Source organism: Nocardioides islandensis (genome assembly GCF_015352455.1).
Classification (GTDB): domain Bacteria; phylum Actinomycetota; class Actinomycetes; order Propionibacteriales; family Nocardioidaceae; genus Nocardioides; species Nocardioides islandensis.
The window spans coordinates 72164-90708 of sequence record NZ_JADKPN010000012.1 but is presented as its reverse complement, the minus strand read 5'-3'; the positions used below and the strand labels follow the sequence as shown (position 1 = coordinate 90708).

Annotated in this window: 19 protein-coding genes; 18 read left to right on the top strand and 1 reads right to left on the bottom strand. The window is 70.8% G+C overall.

What is annotated here, in order from left to right; genetic code table 11:
• The first annotated feature begins 21 nt into the window (after positions 1–21).
• From ISU07_RS17840 to rho, 6 genes are all read left to right on the top strand, one after another.
• Complete coding sequence (locus tag ISU07_RS17840; RefSeq protein ID WP_194708183.1) at positions 22–1764, top strand: arginine--tRNA ligase; 1743 nt, start codon at positions 22–24, stop codon at positions 1762–1764.
• Entirely contained in the window at positions 1761–3146 is a 1386-nt protein-coding gene (gene lysA / locus ISU07_RS17835; RefSeq protein WP_194708182.1) for a diaminopimelate decarboxylase, read from the top strand. The genes ISU07_RS17840 and lysA overlap by 4 nt, the downstream gene beginning before the upstream one ends.
• A gap of 10 nt (positions 3147–3156) precedes the next feature.
• Positions 3157–4434, top strand: a complete 1278-nt coding sequence (locus ISU07_RS17830) for a homoserine dehydrogenase (RefSeq protein ID WP_194708181.1) — start codon at positions 3157–3159, stop codon at positions 4432–4434.
• On the top strand, positions 4431–5516 hold the full coding sequence (gene thrC / locus ISU07_RS17825) for a threonine synthase (RefSeq protein ID WP_194708180.1): 1086 nt from the start codon (positions 4431–4433) through the stop codon (positions 5514–5516). Before ISU07_RS17830 ends, thrC begins: the two co-directional genes overlap by 4 nt.
• On the top strand, positions 5516–6403 hold the full coding sequence (gene thrB / locus ISU07_RS17820; protein WP_194708179.1) for a homoserine kinase: 888 nt from the start codon (positions 5516–5518) through the stop codon (positions 6401–6403). Before thrC ends, thrB begins: the two co-directional genes overlap by 1 nt.
• 207 nt (positions 6404–6610) lie before the next feature.
• Positions 6611–8227 (top strand): transcription termination factor Rho, encoded by a 1617-nt coding sequence (rho, locus tag ISU07_RS17815; RefSeq protein WP_194708244.1) that lies wholly within the window; start codon positions 6611–6613, stop codon positions 8225–8227.
• A 13-nt stretch (positions 8228–8240) separates the two neighbouring features.
• Here the strand turns inward: rho and ISU07_RS17810 are convergent, their stop codons facing one another.
• Complete coding sequence (locus tag ISU07_RS17810) at positions 8241–8708, bottom strand: cupin domain-containing protein (protein WP_194708178.1); 468 nt, start codon at positions 8706–8708, stop codon at positions 8241–8243.
• A 260-nt stretch (positions 8709–8968) separates the two neighbouring features.
• Here ISU07_RS17810 and rpmE point away from each other — a divergent pair, with 260 nt between their 5' ends.
• From rpmE to atpA, 12 genes are all read left to right on the top strand, one after another.
• Positions 8969–9196: a 50S ribosomal protein L31 gene (rpmE, locus tag ISU07_RS17805; RefSeq protein ID WP_194708177.1), complete on the top strand. Its 228-nt coding sequence runs from the start codon at positions 8969–8971 to the stop codon at positions 9194–9196.
• 163 nt (positions 9197–9359) lie between these two features.
• Entirely contained in the window at positions 9360–10430 is a 1071-nt protein-coding gene (gene prfA, locus ISU07_RS17800) for a peptide chain release factor 1 (RefSeq protein WP_194708176.1), read from the top strand.
• Positions 10431–10435: 5 nt separating this feature from the next.
• Positions 10436–11275: a peptide chain release factor N(5)-glutamine methyltransferase gene (gene prmC, locus ISU07_RS17795; protein WP_194708175.1), complete on the top strand. Its 840-nt coding sequence runs from the start codon at positions 10436–10438 to the stop codon at positions 11273–11275.
• An 11-nt stretch (positions 11276–11286) separates the two neighbouring features.
• Positions 11287–12087, top strand: a complete 801-nt coding sequence (locus ISU07_RS17790) for an L-threonylcarbamoyladenylate synthase (RefSeq protein WP_194708174.1) — start codon at positions 11287–11289, stop codon at positions 12085–12087.
• 6 nt (positions 12088–12093) lie between these two features.
• Positions 12094–13254 carry a glycosyltransferase family 4 protein gene (locus ISU07_RS17785; protein ID WP_194708173.1) on the top strand — a complete coding sequence of 387 codons (1161 nt, stop codon included), beginning with the start codon at positions 12094–12096 and terminating at the stop codon, positions 13252–13254.
• Positions 13255–13544: 290 nt separating this feature from the next.
• Complete coding sequence (locus ISU07_RS17780) at positions 13545–13784, top strand: AtpZ/AtpI family protein (protein WP_194708172.1); 240 nt, start codon at positions 13545–13547, stop codon at positions 13782–13784.
• A 27-nt stretch (positions 13785–13811) separates the two neighbouring features.
• The gene (locus ISU07_RS17775; RefSeq protein WP_194708171.1) at positions 13812–14258 is read left to right on the top strand and encodes a hypothetical protein; all 447 of its coding nucleotides are present in this window, start codon (positions 13812–13814) and stop codon (positions 14256–14258) included.
• Entirely contained in the window at positions 14255–15091 is an 837-nt protein-coding gene (gene atpB / locus ISU07_RS17770) for a F0F1 ATP synthase subunit A (RefSeq protein WP_194708170.1), read from the top strand. Before ISU07_RS17775 ends, atpB begins: the two co-directional genes overlap by 4 nt.
• A 72-nt stretch (positions 15092–15163) precedes the next feature.
• Positions 15164–15415, top strand: coding sequence for a F0F1 ATP synthase subunit C (locus ISU07_RS17765; RefSeq protein WP_194708169.1), 252 nt, complete (start codon positions 15164–15166; stop codon positions 15413–15415).
• A 61-nt stretch (positions 15416–15476) separates the two neighbouring features.
• Positions 15477–16052 (top strand): F0F1 ATP synthase subunit B, encoded by a 576-nt coding sequence (locus tag ISU07_RS17760; protein WP_194708168.1) that lies wholly within the window; start codon positions 15477–15479, stop codon positions 16050–16052.
• Positions 16052–16852, top strand: a complete 801-nt coding sequence (locus tag ISU07_RS17755) for a F0F1 ATP synthase subunit delta (RefSeq protein ID WP_194708167.1) — start codon at positions 16052–16054, stop codon at positions 16850–16852. The genes ISU07_RS17760 and ISU07_RS17755 overlap by 1 nt, the downstream gene beginning before the upstream one ends.
• Positions 16853–16899: 47 nt before the next feature.
• Positions 16900–18543 (top strand): F0F1 ATP synthase subunit alpha, encoded by a 1644-nt coding sequence (gene atpA / locus ISU07_RS17750; RefSeq protein WP_194708166.1) that lies wholly within the window; start codon positions 16900–16902, stop codon positions 18541–18543.
• Positions 18544–18545 lie beyond the last annotated feature (2 nt).

Here is an 18545-nt window from a genome sequence, read left to right as displayed (position 1 = left end):
CAGCGCAGATAGCCTTCGTCGGTGACTCCGGAGCAGATCTCGAACGCGATCGTCGACGCCCTGAGGGCGCTCGTCGAGCGACGTGAGCTGACGCTGCCGGACGGCGTGCCTGCCGCAGTGACGGTGGAGAGGCCGCGCCAGCAGGGGCATGGGGACTATGCGACGAACGTGGCCCTGCAGCTCGGCAAGAAGGCTGGGGCCAACCCGCGAGAGCTGGCCGCGAAGATCGCTGCTGAGCTCGAGGGCGCCGACGGGATCGCTGGTGTCGAGGTCGCGGGGCCGGGGTTTCTGAACATCACGGTCGATGCCGGGGCGCTGGGGCGGATCGCGGCGGACATCGTGGCGGCCGTGGCGGCGTACGGGACCTCGGACGCGCTGAACGGGGAGCGGATCAACGTCGAGTTCATCTCGGCGAACCCGACGGGGCCGCTGCATCTGGGGCACACGCGATGGGCGGCGGTGGGGGATGCGCTGGCGCGGGTGCTCGAGGCCGCCGGGGCGGAGGTGAGCCGGGAGTTCTACATCAACGACCGTGGGTCGCAGATGGACAAGTTCGGGGACTCGATCCTGGCGCGGGCAACGGGAACAGAGCCGCCGGAGGACGGGTACCTCGGGGAGTACGTGCACGACCTCGCTCAGCAGGTGCTCGAGGCGAACCCCGGGATCCTGGAGCTGCCGGAGGCCGAGCAGCGGGAGCGGTTCCGGGAGGAGGGGTACCGGATCCAGCTGGCGAATCAGCAGGCGGAGCTGGCGGAGTTCCACACGGTGTTCGACACCTGGTTCAGCGAGCGGGATCTGCATGGTGGTTTCGAGGCTCGGGCCCGGGGGGCCCTCGCACCTCAACCACCGAAAGACGACGGCCTCGCACCTCAACCACCGAATGACGTGGTGGAGACGCTGGAGAAGCTGCGGGGAGAGGGGCACCTGTACGACGCGGACGGGGCGCTGTGGATGCGCACGACCGACTTCGGGGATGACAAGGACCGGGTGCTGATCCGCTCGAACGGCGAGCTGACGTACTTCGCCAGCGACACGGCGTACTACCTGGACAAGCGGACCCGGGGGTTCGACCGGTGCATCTACCTGCTGGGGGCGGACCACCACGGGTACGTCGGGCGGCTGCGGGCGATGGCGGCGTGTGCCGGCGACGACCCGGACGCGAACATCGAGGTGCTGATCGGGCAGCTGGTGACGATCCTCGAGAACGGCGAGCAGCTCAAGCTGTCGAAACGCGCGGGGACGATCGTCAGCCTGCGCGAGCTGATGGACCTGATCGGGGTGGACGCGCTGCGGTACACGCTCGCGAGGTACCCCGCCGACTCACCGCTGACGCTCGACGCGGCGGAGATGACGCGGCAGGCCAGCGACAACCCGGTCTTCTACGTGCAGTACGCGCACGCTCGGGTGTCGTCGATCCTGCGGAATGCGGCGGACCTTGGTCTCGTGACAGGCGCTAGCGCGCCTTCCTCGACCAGCGGATTCGGCGGCTCGACCACCGAATCCTCGCTGGTGACGCAGCTCGCCGAGTTCCCGCGGGTCGTGCAGGCGGCAGCCACCCTCCGCGAGCCGCACCGGGTGGCGCGGTACCTGGAGGAGACGGCGGCGTCGTACCACCGGTTCTACGACTCGTGCCGGGTCCTGCCGATGGGGGACGAGGAGGCGACGGACCTGCACCGGGCTCGGCTGACGCTGGTCGACGCGACGCGCATCGTCCTCGCCAACGGGCTCACCCTGCTCGGCGTCTCCGCGCCGGAGCGGATGTGACCACGCACGAGGCCGGGTGGGCGCACGCCGCCGGCGCGCTGGCGGGACCGTCGTGGCTGCGGCCGCCCGAGGACGTCAACGCGCTGCACCCGCTGCTGTGGAGCGGTACGGCGCGGCGTGCCGACGACGGGGGAGTCGAGGTCGGCGGGGTGGACCTGCGCGACCTGCTGGCGGAGCACAACTCCCCGGCGTACGTGCTGGACGAGGCCGACTTCAGAGCGAGAGCCAGGGCGTTCCGGGACGCGTTCAAGGACTACGACGTCTTCTACGCCGGCAAGGCGTTCCTCTGTACCTCGGTCGCCCGCTGGGTTCAGGAGGAGGGCCTCAACCTCGACGTCTGTTCGAGCGGCGAGCTCACCGTCGCGCTGCGAGCGGGCGTGGACCCGAAGCGGATCGGCTACCACGGCAACAACAAGACGTACCCCGAGCTGCGACGGGCCGTCCACGCCGGAGTTGGCCGGATCATCGTGGACTCGTTCCAGGAGATCGACCGGCTGGTCGAGATCGGCGGCGAGCAGGCCGTGATGATCCGGGTGACCGCGGGGGTCGAGGCGCACACCCACGAGTACATCGCCACGGCGCACGAGGACCAGAAGTTCGGGTTCTCGATCACCAACGGGGACGCGTGGCAGGCCATCCAGAAGGTCCAGGAGGCCGAGGGACTGACGCTGCTGGGCCTCCACTCCCACATCGGCTCCCAGATCTTCGACAGCAGCGGCTTCGAGGTCGCGGCGCGACGAGTCCTGGCATTGCACCACCGCGTCTCCGAGGAGCTCGGCGTCACCCTCCCCGAGCTCGACCTGGGGGGCGGGTTCGGCATCGCGTACACCACCCAGGACGACCCCAGCGACCCCGCGCAGCTGGCCACCGAGATGTCCAAGATCGTCGAGCACGAGTGCCGCGCGCTGGGGATCCCCGAGCCGCACCTCTCCATCGAGCCCGGCCGCGCGATCGTCGGCCCCAGCGTCTGCACCGTCTACACCGTCGGCACGGTCAAGCAGGTCGCCCTCGACGGCGGCGCGGTCAGGACCTACGTGTCCGTCGACGGCGGCATGTCCGACAACATCAGGACGGCGCTGTACGGCGCGGACTACTCGTGCACGATCGCCAACCGCCGCAGCGAGGCACCGCCGACCATCGCCCGCGTCGTCGGCAAGCACTGCGAGGCGGGGGACATCGTGGTGATGGACGAGTTCCTCCCCGCGGACGTGCAACCGGGTGATCTGATCGCGGTGCCGGGCACCGGCGCCTACTGTCGCTCGATGGCGAGCAACTACAACCACGCCCTGCGGCCGCCGATCATCGCCGTCCGGGATGGTGGGACGCAGGTGCTGCTGCGCCGCGAGACCGAGGATGATCTCCTCGCAACCGACATGGGATGAGGAAACGACGATGAAGGTGGCCGTCCTCGGCTGCGGCTCCGTGGGCTCGCAGGTGGTACGCCTGCTGCTCGAGCAGGCCGACGACCTCGAGGCCCGCACCGGCGCGCGCGTGGAGCTGGCGGGCGTCGCGGTACGCCGCATCGACGCGCCGCGCGACGTCGACGTACCTCCCGGGCTGCTGACCACCGACGCCGCCGGGCTGGTCGCCCGCGACGACGTGGACCTGGTCGTCGAGGTGATCGGCGGCATCGAGCCCGCCCGGGCACTCATCCTCTCCGCGCTCGAGCACGGCAAGTCCGTCGTCACGGCGAACAAGGCGCTGCTGGCCGAGGACGGGCCGACGCTCTTCGAGGCGGCGGACAAGAACGAACGCGACCTCTACTACGAGGCCGCCGTCGCCGGCGCCATCCCGATCCTCCGACCGCTCCGCGAGAGCCTCGCCGGCGACCGGGTGACCCGCGTGCTCGGCATCGTCAACGGCACCACGAACTTCATCCTCGACAAGATGGACAGCTCCGGCGCCGGGTTCAACGAGGCGCTGGAGGAGGCGCAGGAGCTCGGGTACGCCGAGGCCGACCCGACCGCCGACGTCGAGGGCTTCGACGCCGCGGCCAAGGCCGCGATCCTGGCCAGCCTGGCCTTCCACACCCGGGTCACCGCCGCCGACGTGCACCGCGAGGGCATCTCCGAGGTCACCGCGGCCGACGTCGCCAGCGCCCGCGACATGGACAGCGTCGTCAAGCTCCTCGCGATCGCCGAGCTCCGCGACGACGCGGTCGCCGTGCGCGTGCACCCGGCGATGATCCCGAGGAGCCACCCGCTGGCCAGTGTTCGCGAGGCGTACAACGCGGTGTTCGTGGAGTCCGAGGCCGCCGGGCAGCTGATGTTCTACGGCCCCGGCGCCGGCGGCGCCCCGACCGCGAGCGCCGTGCTCGGCGACCTGGTCACGGTGGCCCGCAACCGCCTGGCCGGCACGCGCGGCGCGGGCGAGTCGGCGTACGCCGACCGTCGCCTGCTGCCGATGGGGGAGACCGTCACCCGCTACCACGTGGCCATCGACGTCGACGACCGCGCGGGCGTGCTCGCCGCCGTCGCCACGGCCTTCGCCGACCACGGCGTCTCCATCCAGACCGTGCGCCAGGAGGGCCGCGGCGCGGACGCGCAGCTCGTCGTGGTCAGCCACGCCGCCACCGACGCCCAGCTCTCGGCCACCGTCGCGGCGCTGCGCGAGATGGACATCGTCCGCGAGGTCACCTCCGTCATGCGCGTCGAGGGCGGCGAGGAGTGAGGCCGGCACCGCACCAGTGGCGGGGCGTCATCGAGGAGTACCGCGAGCTGCTCGACCTCCCGCCCGGCGTCCCAGCGATCACGCTGCGCGAGGGCGGTACGCCGCTGGTGCCGTCGTCCTGGCTCTCCGGCCTGTCCGGCGGCGACGTGTGGCTGAAGGTCGAGGGCGACAACCCGACCGGCTCGTTCAAGGACCGCGGCATGACCACCGCGATCTCCTGCGCGCTGGCCGAAGGGGCGAAGGCCGTCGTCTGCGCCAGCACCGGCAACACCAGCGCGTCGATGGCGGCGTACGCCGCGCGCGCCGGCCTCAAGCCGCTGGTGCTGGTGCCCGAGGGCAAGATCGCCGCCGGCAAGATGGCGCAGGCCGTCATGCACGGCGCCCAGGTGATCATGGTCCGCGGCAACTTCGACGACTGCCTGCGGATCGCGCGCGAGATGGCCTGGCACTACCCCGTCGCGCTGGTGAACTCCGTCAACCCGGTCCGCCTCGAGGGCCAGAAGACCGCGGCGTTCGAGATCGTCGACTTCCTCGGCGACGCCCCTGACTACCACCTGCTGCCGGTCGGCAACGCGGGCAACATCTCGGCGTACTGGCTCGGCTACCGCCAGTACAAGGAGCTCGGCCGCGCCACCAAGCTGCCCGTGATGCGCGGGTTCCAGGCCGAGGGTGCGGCGCCGCTGGTCACCGGCGAGCCGTTCCCCGACCCCGAGACCAAGGCCACCGCGATCCGGATCGGCAACCCCGCGTCGTGGAAGCTGGCCGAGGAGGCGCGCGACGAGTCCGGGGGACGGTTCGAGTCGGTCTCAGATGCGCAGATCCTGGCCGCGCAGAAGGAGCTGGCCTCCCGCGACGGCGTCTTCGTCGAGCCCGCGTCCGCGGCCGGTGTCGCCGGGCTGCTCCAGGACCTGAGCCGCCGGGAGACGTACGTCGGCGCCACCGTCGTCGTCACCGTCACCGGCCACGGGCTCAAGGACACCGCCACCGCGCTCGAGGGCTTCGGGCCGCTCGTCGACACGGTGATCGACGCCGAGGTGACCGCCGCGGCCGAGGCCGCCGGGCTCGAGAGGATCTCGAGCTGATGCCGGTCCGCGTCGTCGTGCCGGCCACGTCCGCGAACCTCGGACCCGGGTACGACGCGCTCGGCCTCGCCCTGGACCTCCACGACGAGCTGACCGCCGAGGTGACCGACGGCGACCTCGAGGTGACCGTCGAGGGGGAGGGCGCCGGCACGCTGGCGCTCGACGAGACCCACCTCGTCGTCCGGTCGATGTGGGCCGGGTACGCGGCGATGGGTGTCACGCCGCCCGGCGTCCGCCTGCACTGCCGCAACGCGATCCCGCACGCCCGCGGACTCGGGTCGTCCTCCGCCGCGATCGTCGGCGGCCTCGCGCTGGCGAGAGCGTTGGTGGCCGACGGGGACCGCAAGCTCCCGGACGCCGAGCTCGTCGCCCTGGCGGCTGATCTCGAGGGCCATCCGGACAACGTCGCGCCCGCGGCGCTCGGCGGCTTCACGATCGCCGGACGTGAGGGGGAGCGGTGGTACGCCGTCCGCGCACCCGTCGACCCGCGCGTGCGGGTGGTCGTCTTCGTCCCGCCCTTCTCGCTGTCCACCGAGCTGGCCCGCGGGCTGATCCCCGAGACCGTGCCGCACGCCGACGCCGCGGCGGATGCGGGCCGCGCCGCACTGCTGGTCGCGGCCCTCGCCGGTGCGCCCGAGCACCTGCTCACCGCGACCCGGGACTACCTCCACCAGTCCTACCGACGGCCGGCGATGCCGGACTCGCTGGCCCTCGTGGACCAGCTGCGCGCCGACGGCGTGGCCGCCGTGGTGTCCGGCGCCGGGCCGACCGTGCTGGCGTTCGTGACCGACGGGCCGGACATAGCGGACGTCGCGGACCGGTGTCCGGAGGGCTGGACGGCGCGCGGGCTGGACATCGACGGGGACGGCGTACGCGTCGTCGGCTAGGTGCTAGGGTCTGTTGCGCGACCAGCGACCCGGTCTTCCCTGACCCGGATCCGTCGCGTATCTCATCTCTTCCCGCCGGTCATCGGCGCAGCCGGACGGCGTCTGCCGACGGCACTGATCCGTGAAGGAACTCACGTGACCGAAACACCCGAAGCCCCCCAGGCCGAGCAGGCCGCGCCGAAGAAGCGCGCCGGCGGGCTCAGCACCATGCTCGTCGCCGACCTGAAGTCGATGGCGAACGGTCTCGGCATCAGCGGTGCCGGCTCGATGAAGAAGCCGCAGCTGGTCGAGGCGATCAAGGCCGCCCAGGCGGGCGGCAAGAAGAAGGACAAGGGCTCCGGCGACCAGTCGGGCGAGCCGAAGTCGGAGAAGAAGAAGGACAAGCAGCGGGAGCAACAGGCCCCGGAGCCCGTCCAGCAGCCGACGACGCAGCCCGACCAGGGTCAGAACCGGCAGCAGAACCAGCAGGGCAACCAGACCCAGACCCAGACCCAGACCCAGACCCAGAGCCAGAACCAGGGCCAGCAGCCGGTCGACGGCGAGGGCGGCAGCCGCCGCAACCGGCGTCGCCGCGGTCGTGACCGGGACCGGCAGCCGGTGCAGCAGGGCGGCGGCCAGCCGCAGCCCCAGCCGAGCCAGCAGGGCCAGGGCCAGCAGAGCGGCCGCGGCCCGCGCAACGAGCCCGACACCACGATCCTCGACGACGACGTGCTGGTGCCGGCGGCCGGCATCCTCGACGTGCTCGACAACTACGCGTTCGTGCGCACCAGCGGGTACCTCCCGGGTTCGGAGGACGTGTACGTCTCGCTCTCGATGGTCCGCAAGTACGGCCTGCGCCGCGGCGACGCCATCGTCGGCCAGGTGCGCCAGCCCCGCGAGGGCGAGCGCAAGGAGAAGTTCAACCCGATGGTCCGCATCGACGCCGTGAACGGCGCCGACCCGGAGGCGGCCAAGCACCGGCCGGAGTTCGGGAAGCTGGTCCCGCTGTCGCCGACCGAGCGACTGCGGCTCGAGACCGGTGCGGACAACGTGACCGGCCGCGCGATCGACGTCGCCGCGCCGATCGGCAAGGGCCAGCGCGGCCTCATCGTGGCCCCGGCGAACGCGGGCAAGACGATGGTGCTCCGGTCGATCGCCACCTCGATCACGCAGAACAACCCCGAGGTGCACCTCATGGTCGTTCTCATCGACGAGCGGCCCGAGGAGGTCACCGAGTTCGAGCGCTCCGTGAAGGGCGAGGTCATCTCCTCCACCTTCGACCAGCCGCCGTCGGACCACACCACCATCGCGGAGCTCGCGATCGAGCGCGCCAAGCGGCTGGTGGAGCTGGGCCACGACGTCGTCGTGCTCCTGGACGGGCTGACCCGGCTGGGCCGCGCGTACAACCTGGCGGGACCGCAGCCGTCCGGCCGCCTGCTGGCCGGTGGCGTCGACTCGGCCGCGCTGTACCCGCCCAAGAGGTTCTTCGGCGCCGCGCGCAACATCGAGAACGGCGGCTCGCTGACCATCGTGGCCACCGCGCTCGTCGAGACCGGCTCGGCGATGGACGAGGTCATCTTCGAGGACCTCGCCGGCACCGCCACGATGGAGCTGCGCCTGCGGCGCGAGCTGGCCGACCGTCGTCTCTTCCCGGCGATCGACGCGGTGCAGAGCGGCACCCGTCACGAGGAGGAGCTGATGGGCAAGGAGGAGCTCGAGATCGTCTGGAAGCTCCGCCGGGAGCTCGCCGACCTCCCGCCCCACCAGGCGCTCGAGTCGCTGCTCGGCCGGGTCCGCAACACTCAGACCAACATCGAGCTGCTGCGCAAGGTCCAGCAGGGCTGATCGTTCGACTGGCCTACAGATAGCTGTCGGGGACCGGCCCCACGATCTCCATGTGGTGCCGGTCCGCGATCGCGTCGAGCAGCTCGGGCGTCGCCGTACCGTCTGCCTCGGCACGGGCCAGCTCCTCGAAGAACCCGACCATCCCGCTCGGCGAGAACAGGTTGAGCTTCGTGCCCGGCGTGGCCGACGTGACCCGGAAGGTGTGCGCGACGCCGCGAGGTACGTAGACGAAGCTGCCCGCGGGGCATCGCTGCTGCCGGTCCTCGAGGTACATCAGGTACTCGCCCTCGAGGACGTAGAAGGCCTCGGCGGCGTCGTGGTGCTTGTGCAGCGGCGGCCCGAACCCCGTCGGCTCCTGCTGCGTCCTCAACAGGCTGAACGCGCCGTCGGTCTGCTCGGCGCCGGCCAGCACCTCGGCGCGGAAGTTGCCGAGGTCGAGCAGCCGACCGCCTCCGGGAGGGACGACGTACGCCTCGGCCATGGCTCAGGGTCGTGGGCTCGACGGGTGACGTCAACGGATAAGAGGTTTCGAGGCTCGTCGCTGGCGCTCCTCGCACCTCAACCACCGATCCAGAGGTCGAGGGTCGTCGCTGGGACTTCTCGCACCTCAACCACCGATTGCGGAGGGAATCCCACGATTGGCCCGAGCGTTGGCACGGATGGCAAACTCTGCCTGTTCGGTACCGGTTCACGTCCCTCTCGTCCGAGGCGGACGACCCGGCGCCCCTTGAAAGGACACCCATGAAGAAGGACATCCACCCGGACTACCTGTTGACCGAGGTCACGTGCACCTGCGGCAACACGTTCCAGACCTACAGCACCGCGAAGAACGGCGTGATCCACGCCGACGTGTGCTCCAACTGCCACCCGTTCTACACCGGCAAGCAGAAGATCCTCGACACCGGCGGCCGCGTCGCCCGCTTCGAGGCCCGCTACGCCAAGAAGACGGCCGACAGCAGCTCCAAGTAGCTGTCCCACGACGCCGGCTCCCGCGACTCGCGGGGCCGGCGTCGTTCGTTTTCCACAGCCCGACCGCACGCCATTGGGCACAAACGCCACCAGTTCGGGCCGTTTTCATGGCGTTTGGTCCCAAACGCCATCGCCCCGCCGCCCGCAATCCACAGGAGCCAGCATGTTCGAGGCCGTCGCCACGCTCGTCGACGAGCACGCCGACCTCGAGCGCCAGCTCGCGCTGCCCGAGACGCACGCCGACGCGCGGCTGGCCAAGAAGCTCAACCAGCGGTACGCCGAGCTGACCTCGATCGTGACCACGTGGCAGGAGTGGACGCAGGCGGGCGAGGACATCCAGGCCGCGCGCGAGCTCGACGACCCGGACCTCAACGCGGAGGCCGACCGGCTGCAGACGCACCGCGACGAGCTGGCCGAGAAGCTGCAGCGCCTGCTCGCGCCGCGCGACCCGGCCGACGACAAGGACGCGATCGTCGAGGTGAAGTCCGGCGAGGGCGGCGAGGAGTCGGCGCTGTTCGCCGGGGACCTGCTGCGCATGTACCAGCGGTACGCCGAGCGCAAGGGCTGGACGACCGAGGTGCTGGACGCCACCGAGTCCGACCTCGGCGGGTTCAAGTCGGTCACCGTCGCGGTCAAGGCCAAGGGCGCCATGGAGCCCGGCCAGGCGCCGTACGGGCTGCTCAAGTTCGAGGGCGGCGTGCACCGCGTGCAGCGGGTGCCGGTCACCGAGAGCCAGGGCCGCGTGCACACCAGCGCGGCCGGCGTGCTCGTGATGCCGGAGGCCGAGGCCATCGAGGTCCAGCTCGACGAGAACGACCTGCGCATCGACGTGTTCCGCTCCAGCGGGCCCGGCGGCCAGAGCGTCAACACCACCGACTCGGCCGTGCGGATCACGCACGTGCCGACCGGCATCGTCGTCAGCTGCCAGAACGAGAAGAGCCAGCTCCAGAACAAGGAGCAGGCGATGCGCATCCTGCGTGCCCGGCTGCTCGCGGCCGCCCAGGAGGAGGCCGACGCCGCCGCCGGCGCGGCCCGCCGCAGCCAGGTGCGGACGGTCGACCGCTCCGAGCGGATCCGCACCTACAACTACCCCGAGAACCGCATCTCCGACCACCGCACCGGCTACAAGGCCTACAACCTCGACCAGGTGCTCGACGGCGACCTCCAGCCGGTGCTCGACTCCGCGGTCGAGGCCGACCTCGAGGCGCGGCTGGCGGCCGTGGCCCCGGAGTGAACGGAGTGGACCGGCGTGCGCTCCTGGCGGACGCCGTACGCCGCCTGACCGACGCCGGCGTCGCCAGCCCGGTCGCCGACGCCGAGACGCTGCTGGCCCACGTGCTCCGAACCGACCGGAACCGGCTCCTCCTCGTCGACGAGGTCTCGTCGCAGCAGTCGGAGGAGTACGACGCGCTGGTGGCGCGCCGCGCCGGCCGCGAGCCGCTGCAGCACCTGACCGGCACGGCGTACTTCCGCCACGTCGAGCTGGCCGTCGGCCCGGGCGTCTTCGTACCCCGCCCCGAGACCGAGGTGCTCGCCGGCTGGGCCGTCGACCACGCCCTCGAGATCGAGCACCCGGTCGTCGTCGACCTCGGCACCGGCTCCGGGGCGATGGCCAAGAGCATCGCCCACGAGGTACCTGGCGCCCAGGTGCACGCCGTCGAGCTGGACGAGTCCGCCCACGCGTACGCGACCCGCAACCTCGAGGGCACCGGCGTCGACCTGCGGCTCGGGGACCTCGGCGCGGCGTTCGACGACCTGGCCGGCACGGTGGACGTGATCGTCAGCAACCCGCCGTACATCCCGATGGACGCCTGGGAGTCGGTGACGGCCGAGGTACGTGACCACGACCCCGCCCTGGCGCTCTGGAGCGGCGAGGACGGCCTGGACGCGATCCGCGTCGTCGAGCGGCGCGCCGCCCTGCTGCTGAAGGTCGGGGGAGTGGTGGGCGTCGAGCACGCGGACATCCAGGGCGAGTCGGCGCAAGCCGTGTTCGCGAGCACCGGCCACTGGACGGACGTCCGTGACCACCCCGACCTGGCAGGCCGTCCGCGATTTGTCACCGCCCGGCTGGCACGATGAGCCCCGTGCCAATGAATGGGCCAGTCGAGGAACCCGAGGAGCTCGCCGAGGAGCAGGAGCAAGCGGACGAGCCCGAGGTCCAGCCCGAGGCCGAGCCCGAGGCCGAGCCCGAGGCCGAGCCCGACGCCGAGCCCGAGGCCGAGCAGCCCGTAGGCACGAGGCGGCTGCACACCGACGGCGACGAGGCCCGCGAGGAGGCCATCTCGGCGGCCAGCTCGGCCGTCCAGCGCGGCGAGCTCGTGGTGCTGCCGACCGACACGGTGTACGGCATCGGGGCGGACGCCTTCGACCCGAAGGCCGTGCAGGCGCTGCTGGACGCCAAGGGCCGCGGGCGCGAGATGCCGCCGCCGGTCCTGATCAGCTCGGCCACGACGCTGGACGCGCTGGCGACCGGCGTGACCGAGTACGCCAGGAAGCTGGTCGACCGCTTCTGGCCCGGACCCCTCACCATCGTGTGCAACCAGCAGCGCTCGCTCCAGTGGGACCTCGGCGAGACCCGGGGCACGGTCGCGGTGCGGATGCCCGACCACCGTGTCGCCCTCGAGCTGCTCGAGCGCACCGGCCCGATGGCCGTCAGCTCGGCCAACCTCACCGGCCACCCCGCCGCCACCGACGCCGACCAGGCCGAGGAGATGCTCAGCGGCGCGGTCGCCGTGATCATCGACGACGGGCCGTCGCCCGGGGGGTCGGCCTCGACGATCGTCGACGTGCGCGGGGCGAGCGGCAAGGTGCTCCGCACCGGCGCGATCTCCCTCGACGAGCTCAACGAGGCGCTCGAGGGCCTCGACGCCACGATCGAGGACGAGGACTAGCACCGAGTGAGGGAGTACGCCCTCGTCTTCCTGGTGGCGGCCGCCGTCACCTACCTGCTGACCGTCGTCGCCCGCGAGATCGCGCTGCGCACCGGGGCCGTGGCGAAGGTCCGGGACCGGGACGTGCACGCCGAGCCCATCCCGTACCTGGGCGGGCTGGCGATGCTGGGCGGGCTGCTGGCGGCGTACCTCATCGCCCGTGAGCTGCCCTTCCTGTCGACCCGGAGCGGTCCGTTCGTGTTCCGCGACGCGGGCATCGTGCTGATCGCCGGCGCGTTCATCTGCGCGATCGGCACCCTCGACGACCTCTTCGAGCTGGACGCCCTCACCAAGCTGGGCGGGCAGATCGCCGCGGCGGCGTTCCTGGTGACCCAGAACGTGCAGTACATCTACTTCTTCGGCAGCAACGACGTGCAGTTCTCCGTCGACCCCGCGCAGGGGGCGCTGCTGACCGTGTTCATCGTGGTGGCGACGGTGAACGCCGTGAACTTCGTCGACGGCCTCGACGGGCTGGCCGCCGGCGTCGTCTGCATCGGGGCGCTGGCGTTCTTCGCCTTCTGCTACCAGCTGGCCCGCTTCAACGACCAGTCGGTCGCGACCACCGGCGCGCTGCTGTGCGCGATGCTCGCCGGCGCCTGCGTCGGCTTCCTGCCCCACAACATCCACCCCGCGCGACTGTTCATGGGCGACAGCGGCTCGATGCTCATCGGCCTGGTGCTCTCGGCCAGCGCGATCACGCTCACCGGCCAGTTCCAGCCCCAGGACATCAGCAAGGGCGCGATGGGCAGCCAGGCCAACCTGCTGGTCACCCTGCTGCCCGTGCTCCTCCCGCTCGCGATCCTGGTGGTCCCGCTGGCCGACCTGGTGCTGGCCGTCGTCCGCCGTACCCGCGCGGGCCGCTCGCCGTTCTCGCCGGACAAGCAGCACCTCCACCACCGGCTGCTGGAGATCGGGCACTCGCAGCGTCGCGCGGTGCTGATCATGTGGATGTGGGCGGCGCTGATCGCGTTCGGCATGGTGCTGGCCAGCCTCTACACCGGCCCGTGGATGTGGCTCTCGCTCGGCACCATGTCGGTGGTGACGGTCGCGCTGACGTTCCTGCTGCCGATCGTCCGCAAGCCGGCGATGCTCGACCGCGAGGACCGCGACGAGGCGAGCACCCCCTGAGAAGAACCTGAGAGCCGCCTGAATAGGGTGGGGGACCACCCCCGCGTTCACCGCGATCGGGACTTTGTGCTAGTTTTCACAAGCACCCCGACCGACGACCAGATTGGCCGCCGACCGATGATGTCGAACCTCCACCCCGGACACCTCTCCGGCCCCCTCGCGGGCCGAGTCCGGACGCGAAATGGGGGTCTCTCGCGCTGTGGTACTTTCGCGCCGTCGCCGGTCGTGACGACCGCAGGGGGAACGCGTGCCGGTGGCACCGACGTCCCCGACGGAAGTGATCTGGGTGGATGGCCGATGACGGCTCGCGCAACGGCACGACCGGTCTGCGGGGCCGCGACCTCCTGGGACTCGGCGGTCTGCTCGTCGGCGCCGTCGTCGGCGGGATGGTCGTCGGCTACCTCGTCGACCAGGCCGCCGGCACGATGCCGGCCTTCACGCTCGCCGGTCTCGCGCTCGGCATGGTCGGCGGCGCCTGGGCCTTCTGGCTGCGCGTGCGCTCCGCACTCCGAGACCCGGACTCGTCATGAGGTGGTCGCATGCACCAGCCTCTGAACATGACCGAGGGCGTGACCGAGATCACGACTGACACCGCGCCCGGCGGCGTACCCCAGAAGGCGTCCCTGCTCCGCGTCCTGCGCGACCAGCGCAAGACGGTGCTGGTGGCCGTGGCCCTGGCGGCCGCGTCGTTCTGGATCTGCGGCCAGCTCGACCGCTGGGGCCTCGCGGCGTGCATCGCCGGCGGCGTCGCGCTCGGTCTCGCCAACCACGTGGCCACCGAGCTGTGGCTGCTCAGGATCATCACGTCCGGCGCGCAGCCGACCCGCAACCAGATGATCGCCTCGACCCTGGTGCGCCTGACGGTGCTGACGGCGGTGGCCGTCGCGATCGCGGTGGCCTTCTGGCCCGACGGCATCGGCCTCCTGCTCGGCCTGGCCATCTTCCGTCTGATCGCCCTGATGATGACCAGCCTCGTGCTGCTGAAGGAGCTGAAGAACCCATGATCGCCTCGTTCCTGCCCCTCGAGTCCGACATCAGCATCGGTGAGCACGTCGTCCGCAAGATCGGCGGCATCAGCTTCAACCTGGACACGATCTGGACGACGGCGATCGCGGGCGGCCTGGTGCTGCTGCTGGGCTTCATCGCCCGCCGCGCCCTGACCAAGGACACCCACGACCACGTGCCGACCAAGGTGCAGCTGATCTGGGAGGCCGTCGTCGGCGAGGTCAACACCCAGGTCGAGGACAACCTCGGCAAGGTGCACCCGTACGTCGCCCCGCTGGCCGTCTCGCTGTTCTTCTTCATCCTCTTCGCGAACTGGCTCGAGCTGCTGCCCACCGAGATCAACCACGACCTGCACCTGACGCCGGCGCCGACCGCTGACACCAACCTCACCTACGCCATGGCGCTGCTGGTGATGGTGAGCGTCTGGGTCTACGGCGTTCGGCAGAAGGGCCTGAAGGGCTACCTCAAGCACTTCGTCGAGCCGTTCCCGGTGCTGCTCCCGCTGAACATCCTCGAAGAGCTGATCAAGCCGCTCACGCTGGCGCTGCGACTCTTCGGCAACATCTTCGCCGGCGGCATCATGCTGGCGCTGATCGGGCTGATCCCCGCCTACATCCTCTGGGCGCCCAACCTCGTCTGGAAGCTGTTCGACATGTTCATCGGCGGTATCCAGGCCTTCATCTTCGCGTTGCTGACCGTCCTGTACTTCGCGATGGCCGGCGCCGGGCACGGCGAGCACGAAGACGAGCACGAGGACGCCCACGAGGACGCCCACGAGGACCGGCACGACGAGGGGCACGACCCCGCACAGACTCCCGCTCTCGCGCACTGAGCGCGCTCGGCGGTACAGGTTCCACCCAGCTCGACCCAACACAAGTGATCCAAGAAGTGGAGAGGCAAACCCATGGCAGTAAGCGATGAGGCCGTCAAGCTCGCCGGTGCGTTCGTCGGTGGCGGTATCGCCCTGGCCGGTGGCGCGATCGGTGCCGGTATCGGTGACGGTCTGGCCGGTTCGTCCTACATCCAGGGCGTCGCGCGCCAGCCCGAGGCGCAGGGCCGTCTCCAGACGATCTTCTTCCTGACGGTCGGTCTGTGTGAGGCCGTGTTCTTCATCAACCTGGCGTTCATGGCCCTGTTCGTCTTCGTCCTGGGCTGATCCGGGCCCAGCCCGGAGACCGGCCCGCTCACCAGCCCAGACTCAGCAAAGGAACCGACTGATGGCAGCTCAGCTCGCCACCCAGGTGTTGGCCCCCAGGGCCATGGAGAGCAACTTCCTGGTCCCCAACGGGACCTTCTTCGTGGAGCTGTTCGCCTTCGCGCTGATGTTCTACATCCTGGCGAAGTACGTCGTCCCGCCGATCAACAAGGCGATGACGGGGCGTCAGGACGCGATCCGCAAGCAGTTCGCCGACCTCGAGTCGGCCCGTGCGGACGCGAACGCCGCCGAGGCGGAGTTCAAGGCGCAGATCGCCGACGCCCGTCACGAGGCCGCACGCATCCGCGAGGAGGCGCGCGAGCAGGGGGCCCAGATCGTCGCGGAGATGCGCCAGCAGGGTGAGGTCGAGAAGGCCCGCATCGTCGACAACGGGCACGCCCAGATCGCCGCGGAGCGGCAGCAGGCCGTGGCCTCGCTGCGCGCCGAGGTCGGCACGCTGGCCACCACGCTGGCGGGCCGGATCGTCGGCGAGAGCCTCGAGGACGACGAGCGCAGCACCCGCGTGGTCGACCGCTTCCTGGCCGACCTGGACGCGCTCGAGACGAGCAAGGCCGCCGCGACGGACGGGACCCGCTGATGCTCCGAGGTGCCTCGGCCGAGGCCCGTTCCGTGCTGACCGGCAAGGTCGGCGCGCAGCGGACCCTCGACGAGAACGCCACCCTCGGCGACCAGCTGCTGGCCGTCGCCGGCGTGCTGCGGGCCGAGCCGGCCCTGCGACGGATCACGACCGACGCGTCGGTCGCGACCGAGGCCAAGGCCGGCCTCGCGCAGCAGGTGTTCTCGGGCAAGATCGGCGACACGACGCTCGGCGTGGTCACCGAGGCGGTCCAGCAGCGCTGGACCAGCTCGCGCGACCTGCCCGACGTGCTGGAGACCCTCGGCATCGAGGCGGTCGTCCGGTCGGCCGGCGCCCAGGGCCGGCGGATCAGCGACGAGCTGTTCGCCATCGTCCAGATGGTCGACCACGCCGACGGCCTGCGCGGTGCCCTCTCGGACCCCGCTCGCAGCGACGAGGACAAGGCCGGGCTGCTGACCGGGCTGCTCGACGGCAAGGTGCTGCCGGCCACGCTGCGGCTGGTGACCCAGGCCGTACGCAGCGGCGGCACCGTCGTCCGCTCGCTGGTGGACTACCAGCACGTCGCAGCCTCCGTGCAGGACGAGCTGATCGCCACCGTCCACACCGCCAAGCCGCTGAGCGACCAGGAGACCAGCCGGCTGACGCAGGCCCTGGGCAAGACCTACGGCGCGACCGTGCACCTGCACGTCGTCGAGGACCCCTCGCTGATCGGCGGCCTCCGGGTCGAGATCGGCGACGACGTCATCGACGGCAGCGTCTCCACCAAGCTCGACACCGCCCGCCGTCGTATCGCCGGCTAGCACCCAGACCACCGAGTCCCGCAGAGAACAGGGAAGAGGCAACAGACATGACGGAGCTGTCCATTCGTCCGGAGGAGATCCGCGACGCGCTCCAGAAGTACGTCGACGACTACAAGCCGTCGGCGGCCAGCCGCGAAGAGGTCGGCACCGTCGCCGAGTGTGCCGACGGCATCGCACGCGTGGCCGGCCTGCCCTCGGCGATGGCCAACGAGCTGCTCGAGTTCGAGGACGGCACGCTCGGCATCGCCCTGAACCTCGACACCCGCGAGATCGGTGTCGTGGTCCTCGGTGACTTCGACAAGATCGAGGAGGGCCAGACGGTCCGCCGCACCGGCGAGATCCTCTCGGTCCCCGTGGGCGACGCCTTCATGGGCCGGGTGATCGACCCGCTCGGCACTCCCATCGACGGTCTCGGCGAGATCGCGTCCGACGAGCGCCGCGCCCTGGAGCTCCAGGCTCCCGGCGTGATGATGCGCAAGTCGGTGCACGAGCCGCTGGCGACCGGCATCAAGGCCATCGACTCGATGACCCCGATCGGCCGCGGCCAGCGCCAGCTGATCATCGGCGACCGCTCGACCGGCAAGACCACGATCGCGATCGACACGATCATCAACCAGAAGCAGAACTGGGAGACCGGCGACCCGGCCAAGCAGGTCCGCTGCATCTACGTCGCGATCGGCCAGAAGGGCTCGACCATCGCCTCGGTGCGTGGCGCCCTCGAGGAGGCCGGCGCGCTGGAGTACACCACGATCGTGGCCTCACCGGCCTCCGACAGCGCGGGCTTCAAGTACCTCGCCCCCTACACCGGCTCGGCCATCGGCCAGCACTGGATGTACGACGGCAAGCACGTGCTGATCATCTTCGACGACCTCACCAAGCAGGCCGAGGCCTACCGGGCCGTGTCGCTGCTGCTGCGCCGCCCGCCGGGCCGCGAGGCCTACCCGGGCGACGTGTTCTACCTGCACAGCCGCCTGCTGGAGCGCTGCGCGAAGCTGTCCGACGACCTCGGTGCGGGCTCGATGACCGGCCTGCCGATCATCGAGACCAAGGCGAACGACGTGTCGGCGTACATTCCGACCAACGTCATCTCGATCACCGACGGCCAGATCTTCCTGCAGTCGGACCTCTTCGCGGCCAACCAGCGCCCGGCGATCGACGTCGGTGTGTCGGTGTCGCGGGTCGGCGGCAACGCGATGACCAAGGCCATGAAGTCGGTCACCGGCTCGCTGAAGGTCGACCTCGCGCAGTTCCGCGCGATGGAGGCGTTCGCGATGTTCGCCTCCGACCTCGACGCCGCCTCGCGCCAGCAGCTGGACCGCGGCCAGCGCCTGATGGCGCTGCTCAAGCAGCCGCAGTACTCGCCGTACCCGCTCGAGGAGATGGTGATCTCCCTCTGGATCGGTACGACGGGCCGGCTCGACCGGGTGCCCACCGCGGACGTGCTGCGCTTCGAGAACGAGTTCCTCGACTTCCTGCGCCGCTCGCACGCCGACCTGCTCGACACCATCCGCGAGTCGCAGAAGTTCGAGGACGACACGGCCTCCGCGGCGGAGGCGGCCTACGACAAGTTCCTCGACCAGTTCGAGACCTCGGAGGGCGAGTCGATCAAGGTCGGTCACGAAGCGCCCGCCGAGGCCCTGCCCGACGAGGAGCTCGAGCAGGAGACCATCGTCAAGCAGAAGCGGGGTTAGTA

What these genes read in the sequence shown, in the direction of transcription:
- ISU07_RS17830 (WP_194708181.1), top strand. Translation starts at nt 3,157, where the DNA reads ATGAAGGTGGCCGTCCTCGGCTGCGGCTCCGTGGGCTCGCAGGTGGTA.
- thrB (WP_194708179.1), top strand. Translation starts at nt 5,516, where the DNA reads ATGCCGGTCCGCGTCGTCGTGCCGGCCACGTCCGCGAACCTCGGACCC.
- rho (WP_194708244.1), top strand. Translation starts at nt 6,611, where the DNA reads ATGCTCGTCGCCGACCTGAAGTCGATGGCGAACGGTCTCGGCATCAGC.
- ISU07_RS17810 (WP_194708178.1), bottom strand. Translation starts at nt 8,708, where the DNA reads ATGGCCGAGGCGTACGTCGTCCCTCCCGGAGGCGGTCGGCTGCTCGAC.
- rpmE (WP_194708177.1), top strand. Translation starts at nt 8,969, where the DNA reads ATGAAGAAGGACATCCACCCGGACTACCTGTTGACCGAGGTCACGTGC.
- prfA (WP_194708176.1), top strand. Translation starts at nt 9,360, where the DNA reads ATGTTCGAGGCCGTCGCCACGCTCGTCGACGAGCACGCCGACCTCGAG.
- ISU07_RS17790 (WP_194708174.1), top strand. Translation starts at nt 11,287, where the DNA reads ATGAATGGGCCAGTCGAGGAACCCGAGGAGCTCGCCGAGGAGCAGGAG.
- ISU07_RS17780 (WP_194708172.1), top strand. Translation starts at nt 13,545, where the DNA reads ATGGCCGATGACGGCTCGCGCAACGGCACGACCGGTCTGCGGGGCCGC.
- ISU07_RS17775 (WP_194708171.1), top strand. Translation starts at nt 13,812, where the DNA reads ATGACCGAGGGCGTGACCGAGATCACGACTGACACCGCGCCCGGCGGC.
- atpB (WP_194708170.1), top strand. Translation starts at nt 14,255, where the DNA reads ATGATCGCCTCGTTCCTGCCCCTCGAGTCCGACATCAGCATCGGTGAG.
- ISU07_RS17765 (WP_194708169.1), top strand. Translation starts at nt 15,164, where the DNA reads ATGGCAGTAAGCGATGAGGCCGTCAAGCTCGCCGGTGCGTTCGTCGGT.
- ISU07_RS17760 (WP_194708168.1), top strand. Translation starts at nt 15,477, where the DNA reads ATGGCAGCTCAGCTCGCCACCCAGGTGTTGGCCCCCAGGGCCATGGAG.
- ISU07_RS17755 (WP_194708167.1), top strand. Translation starts at nt 16,052, where the DNA reads ATGCTCCGAGGTGCCTCGGCCGAGGCCCGTTCCGTGCTGACCGGCAAG.
- atpA (WP_194708166.1), top strand. Translation starts at nt 16,900, where the DNA reads ATGACGGAGCTGTCCATTCGTCCGGAGGAGATCCGCGACGCGCTCCAG.